Origin of the sequence: Pseudomonas sp. CCC3.1, assembly GCF_034347405.1 — a bacterium.
In the GTDB taxonomy this organism is placed as follows: Bacteria; Pseudomonadota; Gammaproteobacteria; order Pseudomonadales; family Pseudomonadaceae; genus Aquipseudomonas.
In genome coordinates this window covers 1,275,199-1,291,733 of the sequence record NZ_CP133778.1, presented here as the reverse complement: position 1 = coordinate 1,291,733, position 16,535 = coordinate 1,275,199, and the positions used below count along the sequence as shown (strand labels likewise).

The 16,535-nt window shown below is 56.8% G+C and carries 13 protein-coding genes; 11 read left to right on the top strand and 2 right to left on the bottom strand.

Going from position 1 to position 16,535, the window contains the following annotated elements:
- The first annotated feature begins 1 nt into the window (after position 1).
- From nuoK to RHM56_RS05795, 9 genes are all read left to right on the top strand, one after another.
- A complete protein-coding gene (gene nuoK / locus RHM56_RS05835) occupies positions 2-310 on the top strand; it encodes an NADH-quinone oxidoreductase subunit NuoK (RefSeq protein ID WP_003446970.1) in 309 nt (102 codons plus the stop codon).
- On the top strand, positions 307-2,160 hold the full coding sequence (nuoL, locus tag RHM56_RS05830; protein WP_322239472.1) for an NADH-quinone oxidoreductase subunit L: 1,854 nt from the start codon (positions 307-309) through the stop codon (positions 2,158-2,160). The genes nuoK and nuoL overlap by 4 nt, the downstream gene beginning before the upstream one ends.
- A gap of 38 nt (positions 2,161-2,198) precedes the next feature.
- On the top strand, positions 2,199-3,731 hold the full coding sequence (gene nuoM / locus RHM56_RS05825) for an NADH-quinone oxidoreductase subunit M (RefSeq protein WP_322239470.1): 1,533 nt from the start codon (positions 2,199-2,201) through the stop codon (positions 3,729-3,731).
- Between the two features lie 7 nt (positions 3,732-3,738).
- Positions 3,739-5,208, top strand: coding sequence for an NADH-quinone oxidoreductase subunit NuoN (gene nuoN / locus RHM56_RS05820; RefSeq protein ID WP_322239468.1), 1,470 nt, complete (start codon positions 3,739-3,741; stop codon positions 5,206-5,208).
- A 545-nt stretch (positions 5,209-5,753) separates the two neighbouring features.
- The gene (locus tag RHM56_RS05815) at positions 5,754-5,888 is read left to right on the top strand and encodes a hypothetical protein (protein WP_322239466.1); all 135 of its coding nucleotides are present in this window, start codon (positions 5,754-5,756) and stop codon (positions 5,886-5,888) included.
- A 100-nt stretch (positions 5,889-5,988) separates the two neighbouring features.
- On the top strand, positions 5,989-6,918 hold the full coding sequence (locus tag RHM56_RS05810; protein ID WP_322239464.1) for a class I SAM-dependent methyltransferase: 930 nt from the start codon (positions 5,989-5,991) through the stop codon (positions 6,916-6,918).
- The gene (locus RHM56_RS05805; protein ID WP_322239462.1) at positions 6,915-7,793 is read left to right on the top strand and encodes an alpha/beta fold hydrolase; all 879 of its coding nucleotides are present in this window, start codon (positions 6,915-6,917) and stop codon (positions 7,791-7,793) included. The genes RHM56_RS05810 and RHM56_RS05805 overlap by 4 nt, the downstream gene beginning before the upstream one ends.
- A gap of 396 nt (positions 7,794-8,189) precedes the next feature.
- On the top strand, positions 8,190-9,434 hold the full coding sequence (locus tag RHM56_RS05800; RefSeq protein WP_322239460.1) for a YcaO-like family protein: 1,245 nt from the start codon (positions 8,190-8,192) through the stop codon (positions 9,432-9,434).
- 248 nt (positions 9,435-9,682) lie between these two features.
- Positions 9,683-11,800: a TonB-dependent receptor family protein gene (locus RHM56_RS05795; protein ID WP_322239458.1), complete on the top strand. Its 2,118-nt coding sequence runs from the start codon at positions 9,683-9,685 to the stop codon at positions 11,798-11,800.
- On the opposite strand, the gene RHM56_RS05790 is transcribed toward RHM56_RS05795, so the two are convergent.
- Positions 11,797-12,879: an AI-2E family transporter gene (locus tag RHM56_RS05790; RefSeq protein ID WP_322239456.1), complete on the bottom strand. Its 1,083-nt coding sequence runs from the start codon at positions 12,877-12,879 to the stop codon at positions 11,797-11,799. The genes RHM56_RS05795 and RHM56_RS05790 overlap by 4 nt on opposite strands.
- A gap of 86 nt (positions 12,880-12,965) precedes the next feature.
- Positions 12,966-13,712, bottom strand: coding sequence for a FadR/GntR family transcriptional regulator (locus RHM56_RS05785; RefSeq protein ID WP_322239454.1), 747 nt, complete (start codon positions 13,710-13,712; stop codon positions 12,966-12,968).
- 471 nt (positions 13,713-14,183) lie between these two features.
- Here RHM56_RS05785 and RHM56_RS05780 point away from each other — a divergent pair, with 471 nt between their 5' ends.
- Together RHM56_RS05780 and RHM56_RS05775 are read left to right on the top strand one after the other, a co-directional pair.
- Positions 14,184-15,452, top strand: a complete 1,269-nt coding sequence (locus RHM56_RS05780; RefSeq protein ID WP_322239452.1) for an OprD family porin — start codon at positions 14,184-14,186, stop codon at positions 15,450-15,452.
- A gap of 215 nt (positions 15,453-15,667) precedes the next feature.
- Positions 15,668-16,495, top strand: coding sequence for an NAD(P)-dependent oxidoreductase (locus RHM56_RS05775; RefSeq protein WP_322239450.1), 828 nt, complete (start codon positions 15,668-15,670; stop codon positions 16,493-16,495).
- The last annotated feature ends 40 nt before the right edge of the window (positions 16,496-16,535 follow it).

Sequence of the window (16,535 nt, the reverse complement as noted above, 5' to 3'; positions counted from 1 at the left end):
CATGCCAGGAATACCTCTCGAACATGGTCTCGCGGTCGCGGGCGTCCTGTTCTGCCTCGGTCTCGTTGGCCTGATGGTACGTCGCAACATTCTCTTCGTATTGATGAGTCTGGAAATCATGATGAACGCCGCTGCACTGGCGTTCATCGTTGCCGGTGCACGCTGGGCGCAGCCGGATGGACAGGTCATGTTCATTCTGGTGATCACCCTGGCAGCCGCTGAGGCCAGCATTGGCCTGGCGATCCTGCTGCAGCTGTATCGCCGCTTCCACACGCTTGATATCGATGCTGCCAGTGAGATGCGCGGATGAACCTTCTCTTTCTGACTTTCGTATTCCCCCTGATCGGCTTTTTGCTGCTGTCGTTCTCCCGTGGACGCTTCAGCGAAAACCTCTCGGCCGTGGTCGGCGTCGGCTCCATTGGCCTGTCGGCCATCGTGGCCGCGTTTGTGATCTGGCAATTCAATGTGGCGCCGCCTGAAGGCGGTCAGTTCACGCAAGTGCTGTGGCAGTGGATGTCGGTGGGTGATTTCAAACCCAACTTCGCCCTGCACCTCGACGGCCTGTCCGTGACCATGCTCGGCGTCGTCGTCGGTGTGGGCTTCCTGATCCACGTGTTTGCCTCCTGGTACATGCGCGGTGAAGACGGCTACTCACGCTTCTTCGCCTACACCAACCTGTTTATCGCCAGCATGCTGTTCCTGATCCTGGCCGATAACCTGTTGTTCGTGTACTTCGGCTGGGAAGGCGTGGGCCTGTGTTCCTACCTGTTGATCGGTTTCTACTACAGCAACCGCAACAACGGTAACGCGGCACTCAAAGCCTTCATCGTGACCCGTATCGGTGACGTGTTCCTGGCCATCGGCCTGTTCATTCTGTTCCAACAGTTGGGCACGCTGAACATCCAAGAGCTGCTGGTACTGGCGCCGCAAAAATTCCAGGCCGGTGACTTCTGGATCGTTCTGGCAACCTTGATGCTGCTGGGCGGCGCGGTCGGTAAATCGGCGCAACTGCCGCTGCAAACCTGGTTGGCAGACGCGATGGCGGGCCCGACACCGGTTTCGGCACTGATCCACGCCGCCACCATGGTCACCGCCGGTGTGTACCTGATTGCCCGGACCCACGGTCTGTTCACCCTGGCCCCTGAAGTGCTGCACCTGGTCGGCATCGTCGGCGGTGTGACCCTGGTGCTGGCGGGCTTTGCAGCACTGGTACAAACCGACATCAAACGTATCCTCGCCTACTCGACCATGAGCCAGATCGGCTACATGTTCCTGGCGCTGGGCGTGGGTGCCTGGGACGGCGCGATCTTCCACCTAATGACCCACGCCTTCTTCAAGGCCCTGCTGTTCCTTGCTTCCGGTGCGGTGATTGTTGCCTGCCACCACGAGCAGAACATCTTCAAGATGGGCGGCCTGTGGAAAAAACTGCCACTGGCTTACGCCAGCTTCATCGTCGGCGGCGCGGCCTTGTCGGCCTTGCCATTGCTGACAGCTGGCTTCTACTCCAAGGACGAAATTCTTTGGGAAGCCTTCGCCAGCGGTAACAGCGGCTTGCTGTATGCCGGTCTGGTCGGTGCGTTCATGACCTCGCTGTACACCTTCCGCCTGATCTTCATCACCTTCCACGGTGAAGCCAAGACTGAAGCCCACGCAGGCCACGGCGTTACTTACTGGCTGCCACTGAGCGTGCTGATCGTATTGTCGACCTTCATCGGCGCCATGATCACTCCACCACTGGCGGGCGTACTGCCACAAAGCGTTGGCCATGCTGGCGGCGAAGCCAAGCACAGCCTGGAAATCGCCTCGGGTGCCATCGCCCTGGCCGGTATCCTGCTCGCGGCTCTGCTGTATCTGGGCAAGCGTCGCTTCGTCAGCGCTGTTGCCCAAAGTGGCATCGGTCGTTTCCTCTCGGCCTGGTGGTTCGCTGCCTGGGGCTTTGATTGGTTGTACGACAAACTGTTCGTCAAACCGTACCTGTTGATCTGCCGCGTGCTGCGCAAAGATCCGCTGGACCAGACCATTGGTTTGATCCCGCAGATGGCCAAGGCCGGGCATAACGCCCTGAGCCGCAGCGAAACCGGTCAACTGCGTTGGTACGCTGCTTCCATGGCCGCCGGTGCTGTACTGGTCATGGGCGCCATCGTACTGGTAGCGGTCTGATATGAACCTTCGACATTGCGAAAGGAATTGAGCCCGTCATGATTCTGCCTTGGCTAATCCTGATCCCCTTTATCGGCGGCCTGCTGTGCTGGCTGGGTGAGCGCTTCGGCCCTACCCTGCCACGCTGGATTGCGTTGCTGACCATGTCTCTTGAGCTTGCACTCGGCCTTTGGCTGTGGGCTCACGGCGACTACCACCTGGCACCGAACCCGGGCGCTGCCCCGGCATGGGCGCTTGAGTTCCAGCACACCTGGATCGAGCGTTTCGGCATCAGCGTCCATCTGGCACTCGACGGTCTGTCGCTGCTGATGATCCTGCTGACCGGCCTGCTCGGTGTGCTCTCGGTTCTGTGTTCCTGGAAAGAAATTCAGCGTCACGTGGGCTTCTTCCACCTGAACCTGATGTGGATCCTGGGCGGCGTGGTTGGCGTGTTCCTCGCCATCGACCTGTTCATGTTCTTCTTCTTCTGGGAAATGATGCTGGTGCCGATGTACTTCCTCATCGCGCTCTGGGGTCACAGCTCATCCGACGGCAAGAAAACCCGTATCTACGCCGCGACCAAGTTCTTCATCTTCACTCAGGCTTCCGGCCTGATCATGCTGGTGGCGATCCTGGGTCTGGTGCTGGTCAACTTCAATGAAACCGGTGTGCTGACCTTCAGCTACGCCGAGCTGCTGAAAACCAAGATGTCGCTCACCACTGAGTACATCCTGATGCTCGGCTTCTTCATTGCGTTTGCCGTGAAGCTGCCGGTTGTACCGTTCCACTCCTGGTTGCCTGACGCTCACGCCCAGGCACCGACCGCAGGTTCGGTCGACTTGGCCGGCATTCTGCTCAAGACCGCTGCGTATGGTCTGCTGCGTTTCGCCTTGCCGCTGTTCCCGAACGCTTCGGCCGAGTTTGCGCCGATTGCCATGACCCTGGGTCTGATCGGGATTTTCTACGGCGCGTTCCTGGCCTTCGCACAAACCGACATCAAACGTCTGATCGCCTTCTCCAGCGTTTCGCACATGGGCTTTGTGCTGATCGGCATCTACTCCGGCAGCCTGCTGGCGTTGCAAGGTGCAGTGATCCAGATGCTGGCACACGGTGTTTCGGCAGCCGCGCTGTTTATCCTCAGCGGCCAGCTGTACGAGCGTCTGCACACCCGTGACATGCGTGAAATGGGCGGTTTGTGGTCCAAGATCGCGTACCTGCCCGCCATCAGCCTGTTCTTCGCCGCCGCGTCGCTGGGCTTGCCGGGTACCGGTAACTTCGTGGGTGAGTTCCTGATTCTGATGGGCTCGTTCGCCAGCTTCCCTTGGGTCACGGCGATTGCAACAACCGGTCTGGTGTTTGGTTCGGTCTACTCGCTGATCATGATTCACCGCGCCTACTTCGGCCCATCCAAGTCCGACGCAGTACTGGCCGGCATGGATGCGCGTGAACTGATCATGGTGCTCGGTCTGGCGGTACTGCTGGTGGTTATCGGCGTGTACCCGCAACCGTTCCTCGATACCTCTGCTGCGACCATGCATGGCGTGCAGCAATGGCTCGGCACCGCCTTCACTCAACTCGCTTCGGCCCGGTAAGAGCGCTATGGAATTTACGATCCAACACTTTATCGCGCTTGCTCCACTGCTGATTACCAGCCTCACCGTTGTGGTGGTGATGCTGGCAATCGCGTGGCGCCGCAACCACTCACAGACCTTCCTGCTTTCGGTGGCGGGTCTTAACCTGGCACTGTTGTCGATCTTCCCGGCGTTGAAAGTGGCTCCACTGGCTGTCACCCCGCTGTTGATGATGGACAACTTTGCCTACCTGTACATCGGGCTGATCCTGGTCGCGACCCTGGCGTGTGTGACATTGGCACACGCCTACCTGGGCGAAGGCGGCACGGGTTATCCGGGCAACCGTGAAGAGCTGTACCTGCTGACCCTGCTGGCTGCCACTGGCGGTATTGTTCTGGTAAGCGCGCAACACCTGGCTGGCTTGTTTATCGGCCTGGAGCTGCTCTCGGTACCGGTTTACGGCCTGGTGGCCTACGCCTTCTTCAACAAGCGTTCGCTGGAAGCCGGCATCAAGTACATGGTGCTGTCGGCCGCAGGTTCTGCGTTCCTGCTGTTCGGTATGGCCCTGTTGTACGCCGAAGCCGGCAGCCTGAGCTTCAGCGGTATCGGTCACGCCCTGGCGGCCACTGGCGCCCCTAGCGCCATTGCACAGCTGGGTCTGGGCATGATGCTGGTGGGTCTGGCGTTCAAACTGTCGCTGGTACCTTTCCACCTCTGGACCCCAGACGTGTACGAAGGTGCTCCGGCACCGGTGGCCGCTTTCCTGGCGACTGCGTCGAAAGTGGCCGTGTTTGCAGTGATGGTGCGTTTGTTCCAGATCTCCCCGGCGGCAACCACCGGTGTGATGAGCGACGTCCTGACCGTGATCGCAATTGCTTCGATCCTGTTCGGTAACCTGCTGGCTCTGACCCAAAACAACCTCAAGCGTCTGCTGGGCTTCTCGTCCATCGCTCACTTCGGCTACCTGCTGATCGCCCTGGTGGCGAGCAAAGGCATGGCCATGGAAGCGATTGGCGTGTACCTGATCACTTATGTGCTCACCAGCCTCGGTGCGTTCGGCGTGATCACCCTGATGTCCTCGCCGTACAAAGGCCGTGACGCTGATGCGCTGTACGAGTACCGCGGCCTGTTCTGGCGCCGTCCTTACCTGACGGCGGTCATGACCGTGATGATGTTGTCGCTGGCCGGTATCCCGCTGACCGCAGGCTTCATCGGCAAGTTCTACATCATCGCCACCGGCGTTGAAGCACACCAATGGTGGCTGGTAGCGTCCTTGATCCTGGGTAGCGCCATTGGCGTGTTCTACTACCTGCGCGTGATGGTGACCCTGTACCTGGTAGAGCCAAAACTGCATCGCCACGATGCTCCACTGAACTGGGAACAGAGAGCGGGTGGCGTCATGCTGCTGGCCGTCTCGATCCTGGTATTCGTGCTGGGTGTGTACCCGCAACCAATGCTGGAACTGGTACAGCGCGCAACGCTGGGCCTGGTTGGCTAAGCGCTGATTGCTGCACCTCGTACCCCGTGGAGGTTTGTCTTTCACGGGGTATTTTTTTGCCTGCATGCTTAATTACACATAGAAAACACCGACTGAGCGATCACATCGCTCACGGTAAACACACCATCTTCAAGACTAATCCGCAAATGCATCACGAATTAAAACCTGCCCATTGGCTTAGCCCTCTAAACCCTACATGACATACAGCCATAAACCACAGAGTCATTATAAAAATCACCCTCGCTAACTCATCGCCTCCGAATCACGCAACTTACTCAAACACTTACTCCAAATTAAAATATCAACAGCCACTGCCGCAAACAGTGTTTAAACCGCCCCTCGACTCACACCAAAAGACCTACATTGGATTTAAACAGGTCAACCTAAAAATAATAAATAAGTGCGTTTACTCTTGGCAACACGCTCACTCAACAACTAAACACTGGATTGACACTCCTCGCCGACCGCCCTAAATTGATATTGCAACGCAAAAAGACAATCACTGACTCACGAAAACTACCCACTATTAAGAAGAGAGAAAGACTATGGGCTACATGGTACGCGGCATGAATGCCAACGCAATTGTCGACGATGAAATCCTGACAACTGAAACTGAAGAGCAACATATTGAACGTCTGCAACTGAGCGACGATGAAAAAACCGAGCTTGAATTAGAGTAAACCACTGATGCGCCATGGGGAGACAGTCTGACCCCAGCTTCCCATTGCGCATTATGATCAAACCACAGGAGCCTTTATGCCGGTCACTGCACGATGTTCAATGTTAGCTAATGAACTAGGTCTTATCCGGCAGATCAAGGCACTCAGCCGTACACCTGAACAACCGGCACGTTTAAACTCGCCCGCCGGGCCAACCTTAAATTTTCTTTTTTTTCTGACGGTACAGAACGATGTTTACGTCGGGCGCAAACTGTTGACCCAAACCACAGACCGGGGCTGGCAGCAATCAAGTTGCCTGCTGCCTGATCACCTGCTGGGGAAACTGTTCAAGATCAACTATGGCGACAGCGGGTTCAGCATCTCGTTCACACCACTGGCCGAGGTTGACAAAAACAACCTGTTTGAAGCGGCCATCCATCACTCCACCAGCGATATCTACTTCCCGTTTCCGCTTCTGGACAGCACAGGTCAGGAATGCGTGCTGTCGCAAGCTGATTGGGCCGACGCTGCTGCACAGGCCGAACAACTCGACCAGGATGAACGGCACTTTCGCGACTACTGCACCACGTTCCTGAAACCGCTGATGACGCCCAATACACTGCTCTATGACCCGGCCTGCTCCACGGGTACTTTTATCGGTTGCATGGCGCGTGCCTTTCCTGAGACGCACTGTATCGGCTCAGATCATTCCCCGGCCATGATCGAACATGCGCGTCTTCGGCACCCTGCACTGGAATTCCACAACGCCGACGCAGCCACCATGGTGCAAACGGTCAGTCGCTGCGACGTACTGTTTCTACGCTTCCTGAACGCGGAAGTGCTGTACCGCGACGACGCCCACGATCTATTCTGCACGTTTGCACGCGCCCTCAAACCGGGGGCTCTGCTGATCATGTTTGGCCACACCCCTGTGCTGGTAAACGTCAGCTACTGGGCAAAAAAACTGGGCCTGACGTTGAAGTCCTCATTGGCCGCACGCGAGGGGCACCTTGAGTTGTTTGAGTTTTATGTATTGGAGGCTCAGCCTTGAGCCCGACCATGCCGCTGCGCGGTCACTTCCAGACTTCAGACGGCCATCAGTTGTATTGGGAGCGTCACGGCAACCCTACGGGTGAACCTGTATTTTTTGTCCATGGAGGCCCCGGTGGTTACAGCAGCCCCGAGCACCTGGGTTTTTTTGACCTGGAGATTTTCTCGGTTGTGTTGTTTGATCAGCGCGGCTGTGGCCGCTCGTTGCCACAAGGGCGACTGACGAAAAACTGCACGGCTTTACTGGTCGAAGATATTGACTCACTCCGGCAGTTTTTCGGGTTCGAAAAGATCAGCTTGCTGGGAGTGTCTTGGGGTAGCTGGCTGGTGCTGCAGTATCAGCATCAGTATCAGGAGCGCGTGCTGAGAAGTGTTGTTGCCTCTGTGTTTGTACCGATTGAAGAGGTCTACGCACCCTATGATCAAGCATTGGCCAACAGTTTGACTCATCTTGGCAGCCCGGATAATCCGCACACGCTTCAGCACATCCATGACGCCCTGTGCAGCGATAATGCCGAACGGCAAAGAGCGGCCGCCCTGCTTTGGAGCAAAGCCCAGTTATGCGACAAACTGAGTACCGATCAACTGGAAGCGTTTGTCGACGACGTCGCCATCGCCTCTATTCGTCTGGACCTGCATTACCATTTAAACCGCTACTTTTGCCGCCCCGAAGACGTATCGCTGCAGGTAGGCGCGATGACAACGATGGTACAAGGCGTCTTCGACCACTGCGGCATGTTAAGCCTGCGATGGTTACAACAACGTTCCCAGGGCCGAAGCCGATTGGTTCGTGCGGGACACAATGCCTTTGAGCCCCGCTTATATAAAGCCATCAAGCAAGAACTGCAGATCATTAACAAGCTTACTACTGAGTAGCCATCACGTTGAAAGCCAACTTAATACCTATCGGCTCCTTTATTAAACACATCCCACAACAATAATTATAACTACACAGAAACAGCCATTGATAAACACCCCGTGCATTGACACACCGACATGATGATTATTAAATTTCACTCGCAACACATTAATACAGTGCCCGTCATTTGCCGCGCACTCTTACCCCCCCAAACCAAAGGAGCTATACCATGGGTTATTACATGGCCGTAAATTCGCAAAAAAATGACCGACCTTGAAGAACTTGAAAGTTTGACTGAACAACAACACATCGAAAGTCTGCAACTGACCGACGCTAAAAAATCCGAACTTGACCATGACAATTAACCCACACAGGGAGGATGCTTAAAAGGTCCTCCTTTTATCGAGACTCTGATGCCCACATTATTCGTACCCACTGAACGAGAACGTGACTTGGTGCAAGCCAATACCCAAATCCAACATGAACTTAAGCAATTAAATCTGCATGACCAACTGCAAATCCTCGGCACACGCATCGTTAATGCACGCGTCATGCTGAGACACGCAACCCTGCACCAACAGGCCGGGGGGTCCGGTAAGGGAGATAAAGACAACGCGCTGACCGGCGCCTACTACGAAGCGCTAGAACATTACTTGACCGAATTTCACGGGCTGGATGCCGCGCTGGATTATGTCGACGCAAGCAGTTTTGAGCGATCCGGTTTTTTTCAAGACGACAGTTTGCTGGATGCTGTTATCGAAAACAGCACCGCGCGCATTGCGTGTCGCCGTTATCAAAGCCCTCTGGACGAGAGCAGCTTCAACTACCCCATTGCCTTCAGCCTGCCGAACTATGCGGATGCACCGCTCGCACAGGACACCTTCAACTACGCTAGCTTGCGCCGCTACTGCTGTAACAGCGGAATTGCCATTGGCGCCACCTACAACGAAGCCGTGCTCCACGCTATCAATGAATGCCTTGAGCGGGACGCGCTCTCGCTGTTTTTACTCAATCATTTTTACTACCAGCACAAAGAGCCCTTACGCGTGCTGGAGCGGCCTGGAGCTGAACTGCCTTTGGCACAGCTATGGCGCGACGCCGAAGTAGAACTGAGTGCGCAAGTCGTGGTGCTCGACATCAGTAATGAATTTGAAGCCAAAACCTATCTGGCCTTTACCTTGCCTCGTAGCCAGCACGCGGGCATCTTCGGCTCAGGCACCTCCCTGTCTGCAGAACATGCTGTAACTCGAGCCCTGACCGAACTGGTGCAAATGCAATTGGGCGCGCAGCTGCCTGAAGTCGCCCACCATCTTTATCATCAGGAACGTCATTTAGCGGTTTTTCCGCGCCTGCAACGCTGCCTGCAATTGGACCTGCAAGCCCTAATGCTCACCGCAAACAGGCACAACGTCGCCTTGCCAGCGGCCTATGCCGTGACAGCTCTGGATGAACAAATTCAAATACTTGCGATAAACATGCGTCAGCATCAAAGAGAGCTGGGGATCAGCATCATGTTTAGCTCCGAACGGGGGACTACCTTGGCCAACGTCGTGATTCCCGGTCTTGAGCGTTTTTACATCGTCTGCAGCGGTAACGTGGTGATACCCCAAGCTCGTGGGTTGGCCTTGAAAACGCGTAAAGCACGGCAATTTGCCTGATCAACCTGTGTTTTTACTTCCGTTTCAATGCCCAATCTGTACTTGCAGTAGTCACGCTCAAGCTCGAAATTGGGGCTGTGTACGCATTGAGCTGGATGCTGCTGCGCATCCCCTTGCCCATCTACTTTCGATGCCCTGTAGATCGAGTTACAACATCGTCCAGGTTTATCCAGTCTCCACAGTTGCGAGTCATTCCCAGCTTGTATAGGCTGGCGCGCCGCCCGCCCATCGTCCTGGAATACCTGTTAATGCGATCTGCCCTCTCCTCATTGCTCCCCTTGGCGCTCGTGTGTGCCGCGCCTGCCTATGCCAGCCCGCTGGAGCTGGGTGAGGTTCAGGTACGCAGCGAAGAAAGCAGCGAGCTGGAACTCGCCCAGGCCGCTTTGAATCAGGTGCCCGGCGCCAGCAATCTGATCGACATGAACAGCGTCGAGAATGGTCGCGTAGCGACCAACAGCGATGTACTGGCCTATCAGCCCGGTGTGTATGCGCAGTCGGGCGGTAATGAAGGGACCAAAGTGTCGGTGCGCGGTTCGGGCATCAATCGCGCGCCCGGCGCGCACGGCTCAGGCCTGTACGTGATGTTCGACGGCCTGCCGCTGACCGGCCCCGGCGGCACACCTTACGAGTTGTTCGAGCCCCTGTGGTTGAGCCGCGCCGAAGTGTTGCGCGGTGCCAATGGTTTTGAAACCGGCGCCCTGGCCTTGGGGGGCTCGATCAATTACGTGACCCATACCGGTTACGACGCCGCACCGCTGCAAGTGCGCTACGAAGCGGGCAGCTATGGCTACCAAAAGCGCCAGATCAGTTCAGGCCAAGTAGTGGGCGACCTTGATTACTACGTGTCGCTGACCGACGCCGAAACCAACGGTTATCAGGATCACACGTCAGGCAACAGCAAAGGCATCGCGGCCAATGTCGGCTACCGCTTCAGCCCGCAATTGGAAACACGTTTTTACCTGCGCTACCGCGAGACGGATAACGAACTCGCTGGCCGGGTCACCAAAGATCAGATCAAACATCACCCAAGGGCCGCCAACCCGGCCTATGTGAGCGGTGACTACACCCGCCCGCAACCCGGCAGCACTTGGCTGGGCAACAAAACCACGATGTACCTGGACGACGATTCCCAGCTGGAAGTCGGGCTGGTGTACCACGATTACCCAATGGACCTGCGCGAAGGACCCAACCGGCTCAAGGTTGCCTACACCGACGTCAGTGGCACTTTGAATTACAAGCGTCGTGACACCCTGTTTGGTCTGCAAAGCAAATCCACTGTGGGCTTGCGCACCACCAAACACCTGCCCAACAGCGGCGCCTCCGAATACGTGCGCATCCCGCGCGGCAACACCGCCAGCTATGCGCCGGGCACCAAAATGCGCGACTTCAGTTATCAGGGTTCGGACACCGTGCTGCACGCCAGCAATGATCTGGAGCTGATACCCGACCTGTGGCTGACCACCGGCATGGCGCTGATCTATACCCGCCGCGAAAGCGACGTGAGCTACCCCGAGAGCGGCGGCAAGGTCAGCCAGCACGATTGGGACTACGCGCCGCGTATCGGCTTGCGCTATGAGTTCAACCCGCACTTGCAGGTATACGGCAACCTCAGTCGCTCGGTCGAACCGCCGCACCCGTGGTCGATGATCTGGAGTTCGCCGTACGTCTTCCCGGTCGGCAGCGGCCCGGCCACTGGGCGCCAAAGCACACCGATTGCGATGCAGAACCAAACCGCCACCACGCTTGAGCTGGGCACCCGCGGCGATTCATGGGTGGGCCAGTGGGACCTGGCCTGGTACTACTCGGCGGTCCGCCATGAACTGCTGACCGTTGAACTGCAAGCCGCAACCGCCGACCTGGCGCCGATAGTCGGCGAGTCCAACGCCAGCCCTACCGTGCACCAAGGCATCGAAGCCGGGCTCAACAGCCCGTTATGGGAGCGCGATGGCGTGGGCAAAGTGTCGTTGCGTCAGGCCTACACCTTCAGCGACTTCCATTACCGCGATGACTCACGCTTTGGTGACAACCGCTTGCCGGGTATCCCACAGCATTACTACCAGGCTGAGATCCGTTACGACCACCCGCAAGGTTTCTATGCTGGGGTAAACACCCAAGTCGCCTCACGCATGGCGGTGGATTACGCCAACTCGTATTACTCGTCGTCCTACATGCTCTGGGGCGCAACGCTGGGGTATGCCTCGCCCAAGCAGGACTGGCAAACCTGGATCGACTTGCGCAACCTGACAGGCGAACGCTACGCCGCCACGATTACGCCTGGCTACGACGACAAAGGGCTGGATGCCGCCCGCTCCACCCCCGGCGAAGGCATGGGTGCCTACGTCGGGGTTTCGTACAGCTTCCGCTAATCGTTTTGAGGGAAATCCGCGGGTAGCCGCACTTTACGTCGAGTGCCGCTGAACAGTCCCCAACTGGATAGGAACAGGGCGGCAATCAAGGGGCCGATCACAAAGCCATTGAGGCCAAAGATGGCCATGCCGCCCAGGGTCGAGATGAGGATCAGGAAATCCGGCATTTTGGTGTCTTTACCCACCAGAATCGGGCGCAGTACGTTGTCGACCATGCCGATCACGAACACGCCGAACAATGCCAGCACCACGCCTTGCCAGATCATCCCGGTGGTCAGAAAGTAAACCGCCACTGGCGCCCAGACGATGCCCGCACCCACGGCGGGCAACAAGGACAAGAACATCATCAGCACCGCCCAGAACAGTGAGCTCTGGATGCCAAGGATCCAGAAGATCATCCCGCCCAGCGCGCCCTGAACCACTGCAACCGCCAGATTGCCTTTGACTGAAGCCCTGACCACGCGGCGCAATTTAATTTGCAGCAGGCGCTTATGCTGTTCAGCCATGGGCACCGCGTTGCGGATCAGACGCACCATGGCCTGGCCGTCACGGATAAAGAAGTACAACAGGTAGAGCATGATGAAAAAGCTCACCACCAGCTCAAAGGTGCTTTGGCCAAAGTTAAACACTTGTGTGGCAAAGAACTGACTGCCTTCAAGTGCGCCCTTGGCAATTTTGTCGCTGACACCGTCGATACTGCCCAGCCCCAGTTGGTCGAGCCACTGCTGGAGTTGTCGCGGCATAATGCTTTCAACTTGCGCCACGTAGTTGGCGACGTTGATCTTGCCGCTTTGCACATCGCTGTAGAGTGTCGCGACTTCTTGCACCAGCAAAATGGTGGTGAATATCACGGGCAAAATCGCGATCAGGGTGCACGTGGTCAGGGTGGTGAAGGTGGCCAGGTTGCGTCGGCCTTTGAATTTCAGAACCAGTTTGCGCTGCAAGGGCGCGAACAGAATGCCCAGCGCCACGGCCCAAAAAATCGCCCCGTAAAACGGTAACAAGATCCAGATAAAGGCAATGGTCACGAAGGCCAGCAGTAAAATCAGGGTTTTGCGTTGCAGGCTTGTTTCGTTCATAGGGCTTCCATGTCAGCAAAACGTGTAGCCGCTGCCGCAGGCTGCGATGGGCTGCGCAGCCTTCGGCAGCGGCTACAGGTCATTATTCAACCCTGCGCCTCTGCCTCTTCATGGGCGTGGCGCAGGCGTTCGCGGCTGTTGGTCAGGTGCAGGCGCATGGCGGCGCGGGCGGCATCGGAGTCCTGGCGGGCAATGGCCGCATAGATTTCTTCGTGTTCGCGGCTCAGGCGGCTCATGTAGTGTTGCTGGTCGTCATGGGCCAGGCTCGCCGAGTTCAGACGGGTGCGCGGAATGATGCTGGTGCCCAGGTGATTCATGATGTCAGTGAAGTAGCGGTTGCCGGTCGACAGCGCGATCTGCAAGTGAAACTGGAAGTCCGACGCCACCGCATCGCCGTTACGCGCGGTGTTTTCGTTCAGGGCATCCAGAGCAGCCCGCATCGCGGCCAATTGTTCGGAACTGCGACGTTGTGCCGCCAGACCGGCCGACTCGACTTCCAGGCTGATACGCAATTCCAGAATCGCCAGCACATCACGTAACGTGACCACGGTTGCCGGGTCGATGCGAAAACCGCTCGGGCTCGGGGTGTCCAGCACAAAGGTGCCGATGCCGTGCCGGGTCTCGACTTGCCCCGCCGCCTGCAAACGGGAGATGGCTTCACGCACCACCGTGCGGCTTACGCCATGTGCTTCCATGATCGCGGACTCGGTGGGCAGTTTGTCGCCGCGCTTGAGCAAGCCGTCGCGAATCTGCTCGGACAGCACCGTCACCAACTCCTGCGCGAGGCTGCGGCGTTTGCGAGGAAGGCGGGGAACGTCGGTCGGTTTTTCCATGGTAAACATTGTTCTCGGGTTCAAGGGCACGGACTGCAATACCCGCATCATAGCTCATGCTGGTTGTACGATCACTAATCGACAACGCGATCACCCTCCCCTCATCCCGACGAAACCCTGAATTGTTTACTTAGCCCTGCATTGACAAAGGCTAGGGAAGGTGTAAATAATCCTACAAAGTTGTACGACAACGGATAACAAAACAATAATAACCAGGGAGCTTCTGCATGAACGCATTCACCTGCGCCCCATCCTCTGTCACGCCCCCCAAACACGCCTGTCGAACCCGATCCCCCACGGGTTGATTGCCTGCCTCATTTGCTGAACCACTGTACGCAGCAAATGGCTCACTCGCCACAGCGGCTTGAGCCAGCGCCCTGACACCAGGGCACCACACACCGCCTTCAGTTTACTGACCGCTTATGTCGGTCAAGGAAGGACGGCTTTGTCAAAAATGGGAGCACAACAATAATGAGATCTCAAAACACCCGTTCATTGATTCTTATGGGGCTTGGCAGCATGAGTCTGTCGCTGCCGTTGACGGGCATGGCTGAAGGGTTTGTCGATGACACCAAAGCCACCCTCACGCTGCGCAACGCTTACATCAATCGCAATTACACCAACCCGGACTACCCCAGCAGCCGCGCCCCACAAAGCAAGGCTGAGGAATGGACGCAAAACTTCATTCTGGACGTCAAATCCGGCTTTACCCAAGGCACCGTCGGTTTCGGCGTTGACGTGCTGGGCATGTACTCGCAGAAGCTTGATGGTGGCAAAGGCACCGTCGGCACTCAACTGCTGCCCACCCACAGCGATGGTGAACCGGCTGACAACTTCGGGCGCCTCGGCGTCGCGGCCAAGGCCAAGTTTTCTAACACTGAATTAAAAGTGGGCGAATGGATGCCCGTGCTGCCGATCTTGCGTTCAGACGATGGCCGCTCCCTGCCACAAACCTTCCGTGGCGCACAGATCACCTCCAAGGAAATCGCGGGTCTTAACCTCTACGGCGGCCAGTTCCGCGCCAACAGCCCGCGTAACGATGCGAGCATGGAAGACATGTCGCTCAACGGCAAAGGCGCGTTTACCTCTGACCGTTTCAACTTTGCCGGCGGTGATTACACCTTCAATGAAAAACGCACTCAAGTAGGCGTGTGGTACGCGGAACTGGAAAATATCTATCAGCAACAATTCCTTAACGTGATTCACAGCCAGCCAATTGGCGATGTCACGCTCGGCGCGAACCTGGGTTATTTCTGGGGCAAAGAAGACGGCAGCAAACGAGCCGGCGATCTGGACAACAAAACTGCCTCTGCACTGTTCTCCGCCAAATACAAAGGCAACACGTTGTATGTCGGCTTGCAGAAAGTCAGCGGCGATGATGGCTGGTTCCGCGTCAACGGCACCAGCGGCGGGACCCTAGCCAACGACAGCTACAACTCCAGCTATGACCTGGCCAAAGAACGCTCCTGGCAGCTGCGCCACGACCTGGATTTTGCCGTACTTGGCGTACCTGGCCTGACCATGATGAACCGCTACATCAGCGGCGATAACATCCATACCGCAACCGTCAATAACGGCAAGGAATGGGGCCGCGAATCGGAACTGGCCTACACCGTGCAAAGCGGCACGCTCAAGGATCTGACGGTGCGCTGGCGCAACGCTTCCATTCGTCGCGACTACAGCGCCCACGAGTTTGACGAAAACCGTATCTTCATCAGCTACCCGCTGTCGTTGTTGTAACGCCTGAATTGTGTGGGAGCGAGCTTGCCTCGCGATCTTTTAAAAGATCAAAAGATCGCGAGACAAGCTCGCTCCTACAGGTGATTCCGCCGCAATGATGGCACATCGCTAAAGTTTGCCGAATCGTGCATTGACAACACCCGCCATGCCTGTGAATAATCCGAACCAAGTCATACGACAACAGATGACATTAATAAGAAATGCAGGGACTCTTGATGACAAACACTCGTACTGTCCAAACCCCCTTCAATCGCCTTCTTCTTACCGGTGCCGCGGGTGGTTTGGGGAAGGTGCTGCGCGAAAGCCTCAAGCCTTATGCCAAGGTCCTGCGTCTGTCTGATATCGCGCCAATGGCGCCTGCTGTCGACAACAGCGAAGAAGTTCTGCTGTGCGACCTCGCCGACAAACACGCCGTGCACCAACTGGTCGAAGGCGTAGACGCCATTCTGCATTTCGGCGGTGTCTCGGTAGAGCGTCCCTTTGAAGAAATTCTCGGCCCGAACATCAGCGGCATTTTCCATATTTACGAAGCCGCACGCCGCCATGGCGTGAAGCGTGTCATTTTCGCCAGCTCCAATCATGTGATCGGCTTTTATAAGCAAGATCAAAAGCTAGATGCCCACTCCCTGCGCCGCCCTGATGGCTACTACGGCCTGTCCAAGTCGTACGGCGAAGACATGGCGACCTTCTACTTCGACCGTTATGGCATCGAAACCGTCAGCATCCGCATCGGCTCTTCATTCCCGGAACCGCAAAACCGCCGAATGATGAGCACCTGGCTGAGCTTCGACGACCTCACACAATTGCTCGAACGCTCGCTGTACACACCGAATGTGGGCCACACCGTGGTCTACGGCGCTTCTAACAATGTGGACGTGTGGTGGGACAATCGCTTTGCGGCCCATTTGGGTTTCGAACCCCAGGACACCTCTGAAGTGTTCCGCGCCAAGGTTGAAGCCCAGCCGATGCCCGCGGCCAATGATCCTGCGAGGGTGTATCAAGGCGGTGCGTTTGTTGCCGCCGGTCCGTTTGGCGACGAATAAACGGGCTTCGCATCCCATAAGAACAACAGCCACTGAGATC

What these genes read in the sequence shown, in the direction of transcription:
- nuoK (WP_003446970.1), top strand. Translation starts at nt 2, where the DNA reads ATGCCAGGAATACCTCTCGAACATGGTCTCGCGGTCGCGGGCGTCCTG.
- nuoL (WP_322239472.1), top strand. Translation starts at nt 307, where the DNA reads ATGAACCTTCTCTTTCTGACTTTCGTATTCCCCCTGATCGGCTTTTTG.
- nuoM (WP_322239470.1), top strand. Translation starts at nt 2,199, where the DNA reads ATGATTCTGCCTTGGCTAATCCTGATCCCCTTTATCGGCGGCCTGCTG.
- nuoN (WP_322239468.1), top strand. Translation starts at nt 3,739, where the DNA reads ATGGAATTTACGATCCAACACTTTATCGCGCTTGCTCCACTGCTGATT.
- RHM56_RS05815 (WP_322239466.1), top strand. Translation starts at nt 5,754, where the DNA reads ATGGGCTACATGGTACGCGGCATGAATGCCAACGCAATTGTCGACGAT.
- RHM56_RS05810 (WP_322239464.1), top strand. Translation starts at nt 5,989, where the DNA reads ATGTTAGCTAATGAACTAGGTCTTATCCGGCAGATCAAGGCACTCAGC.
- RHM56_RS05800 (WP_322239460.1), top strand. Translation starts at nt 8,190, where the DNA reads ATGCCCACATTATTCGTACCCACTGAACGAGAACGTGACTTGGTGCAA.
- RHM56_RS05795 (WP_322239458.1), top strand. Translation starts at nt 9,683, where the DNA reads ATGCGATCTGCCCTCTCCTCATTGCTCCCCTTGGCGCTCGTGTGTGCC.
- RHM56_RS05790 (WP_322239456.1), bottom strand. Translation starts at nt 12,879, where the DNA reads ATGAACGAAACAAGCCTGCAACGCAAAACCCTGATTTTACTGCTGGCC.
- RHM56_RS05785 (WP_322239454.1), bottom strand. Translation starts at nt 13,712, where the DNA reads ATGGAAAAACCGACCGACGTTCCCCGCCTTCCTCGCAAACGCCGCAGC.
- RHM56_RS05780 (WP_322239452.1), top strand. Translation starts at nt 14,184, where the DNA reads ATGAGATCTCAAAACACCCGTTCATTGATTCTTATGGGGCTTGGCAGC.
- RHM56_RS05775 (WP_322239450.1), top strand. Translation starts at nt 15,668, where the DNA reads ATGACAAACACTCGTACTGTCCAAACCCCCTTCAATCGCCTTCTTCTT.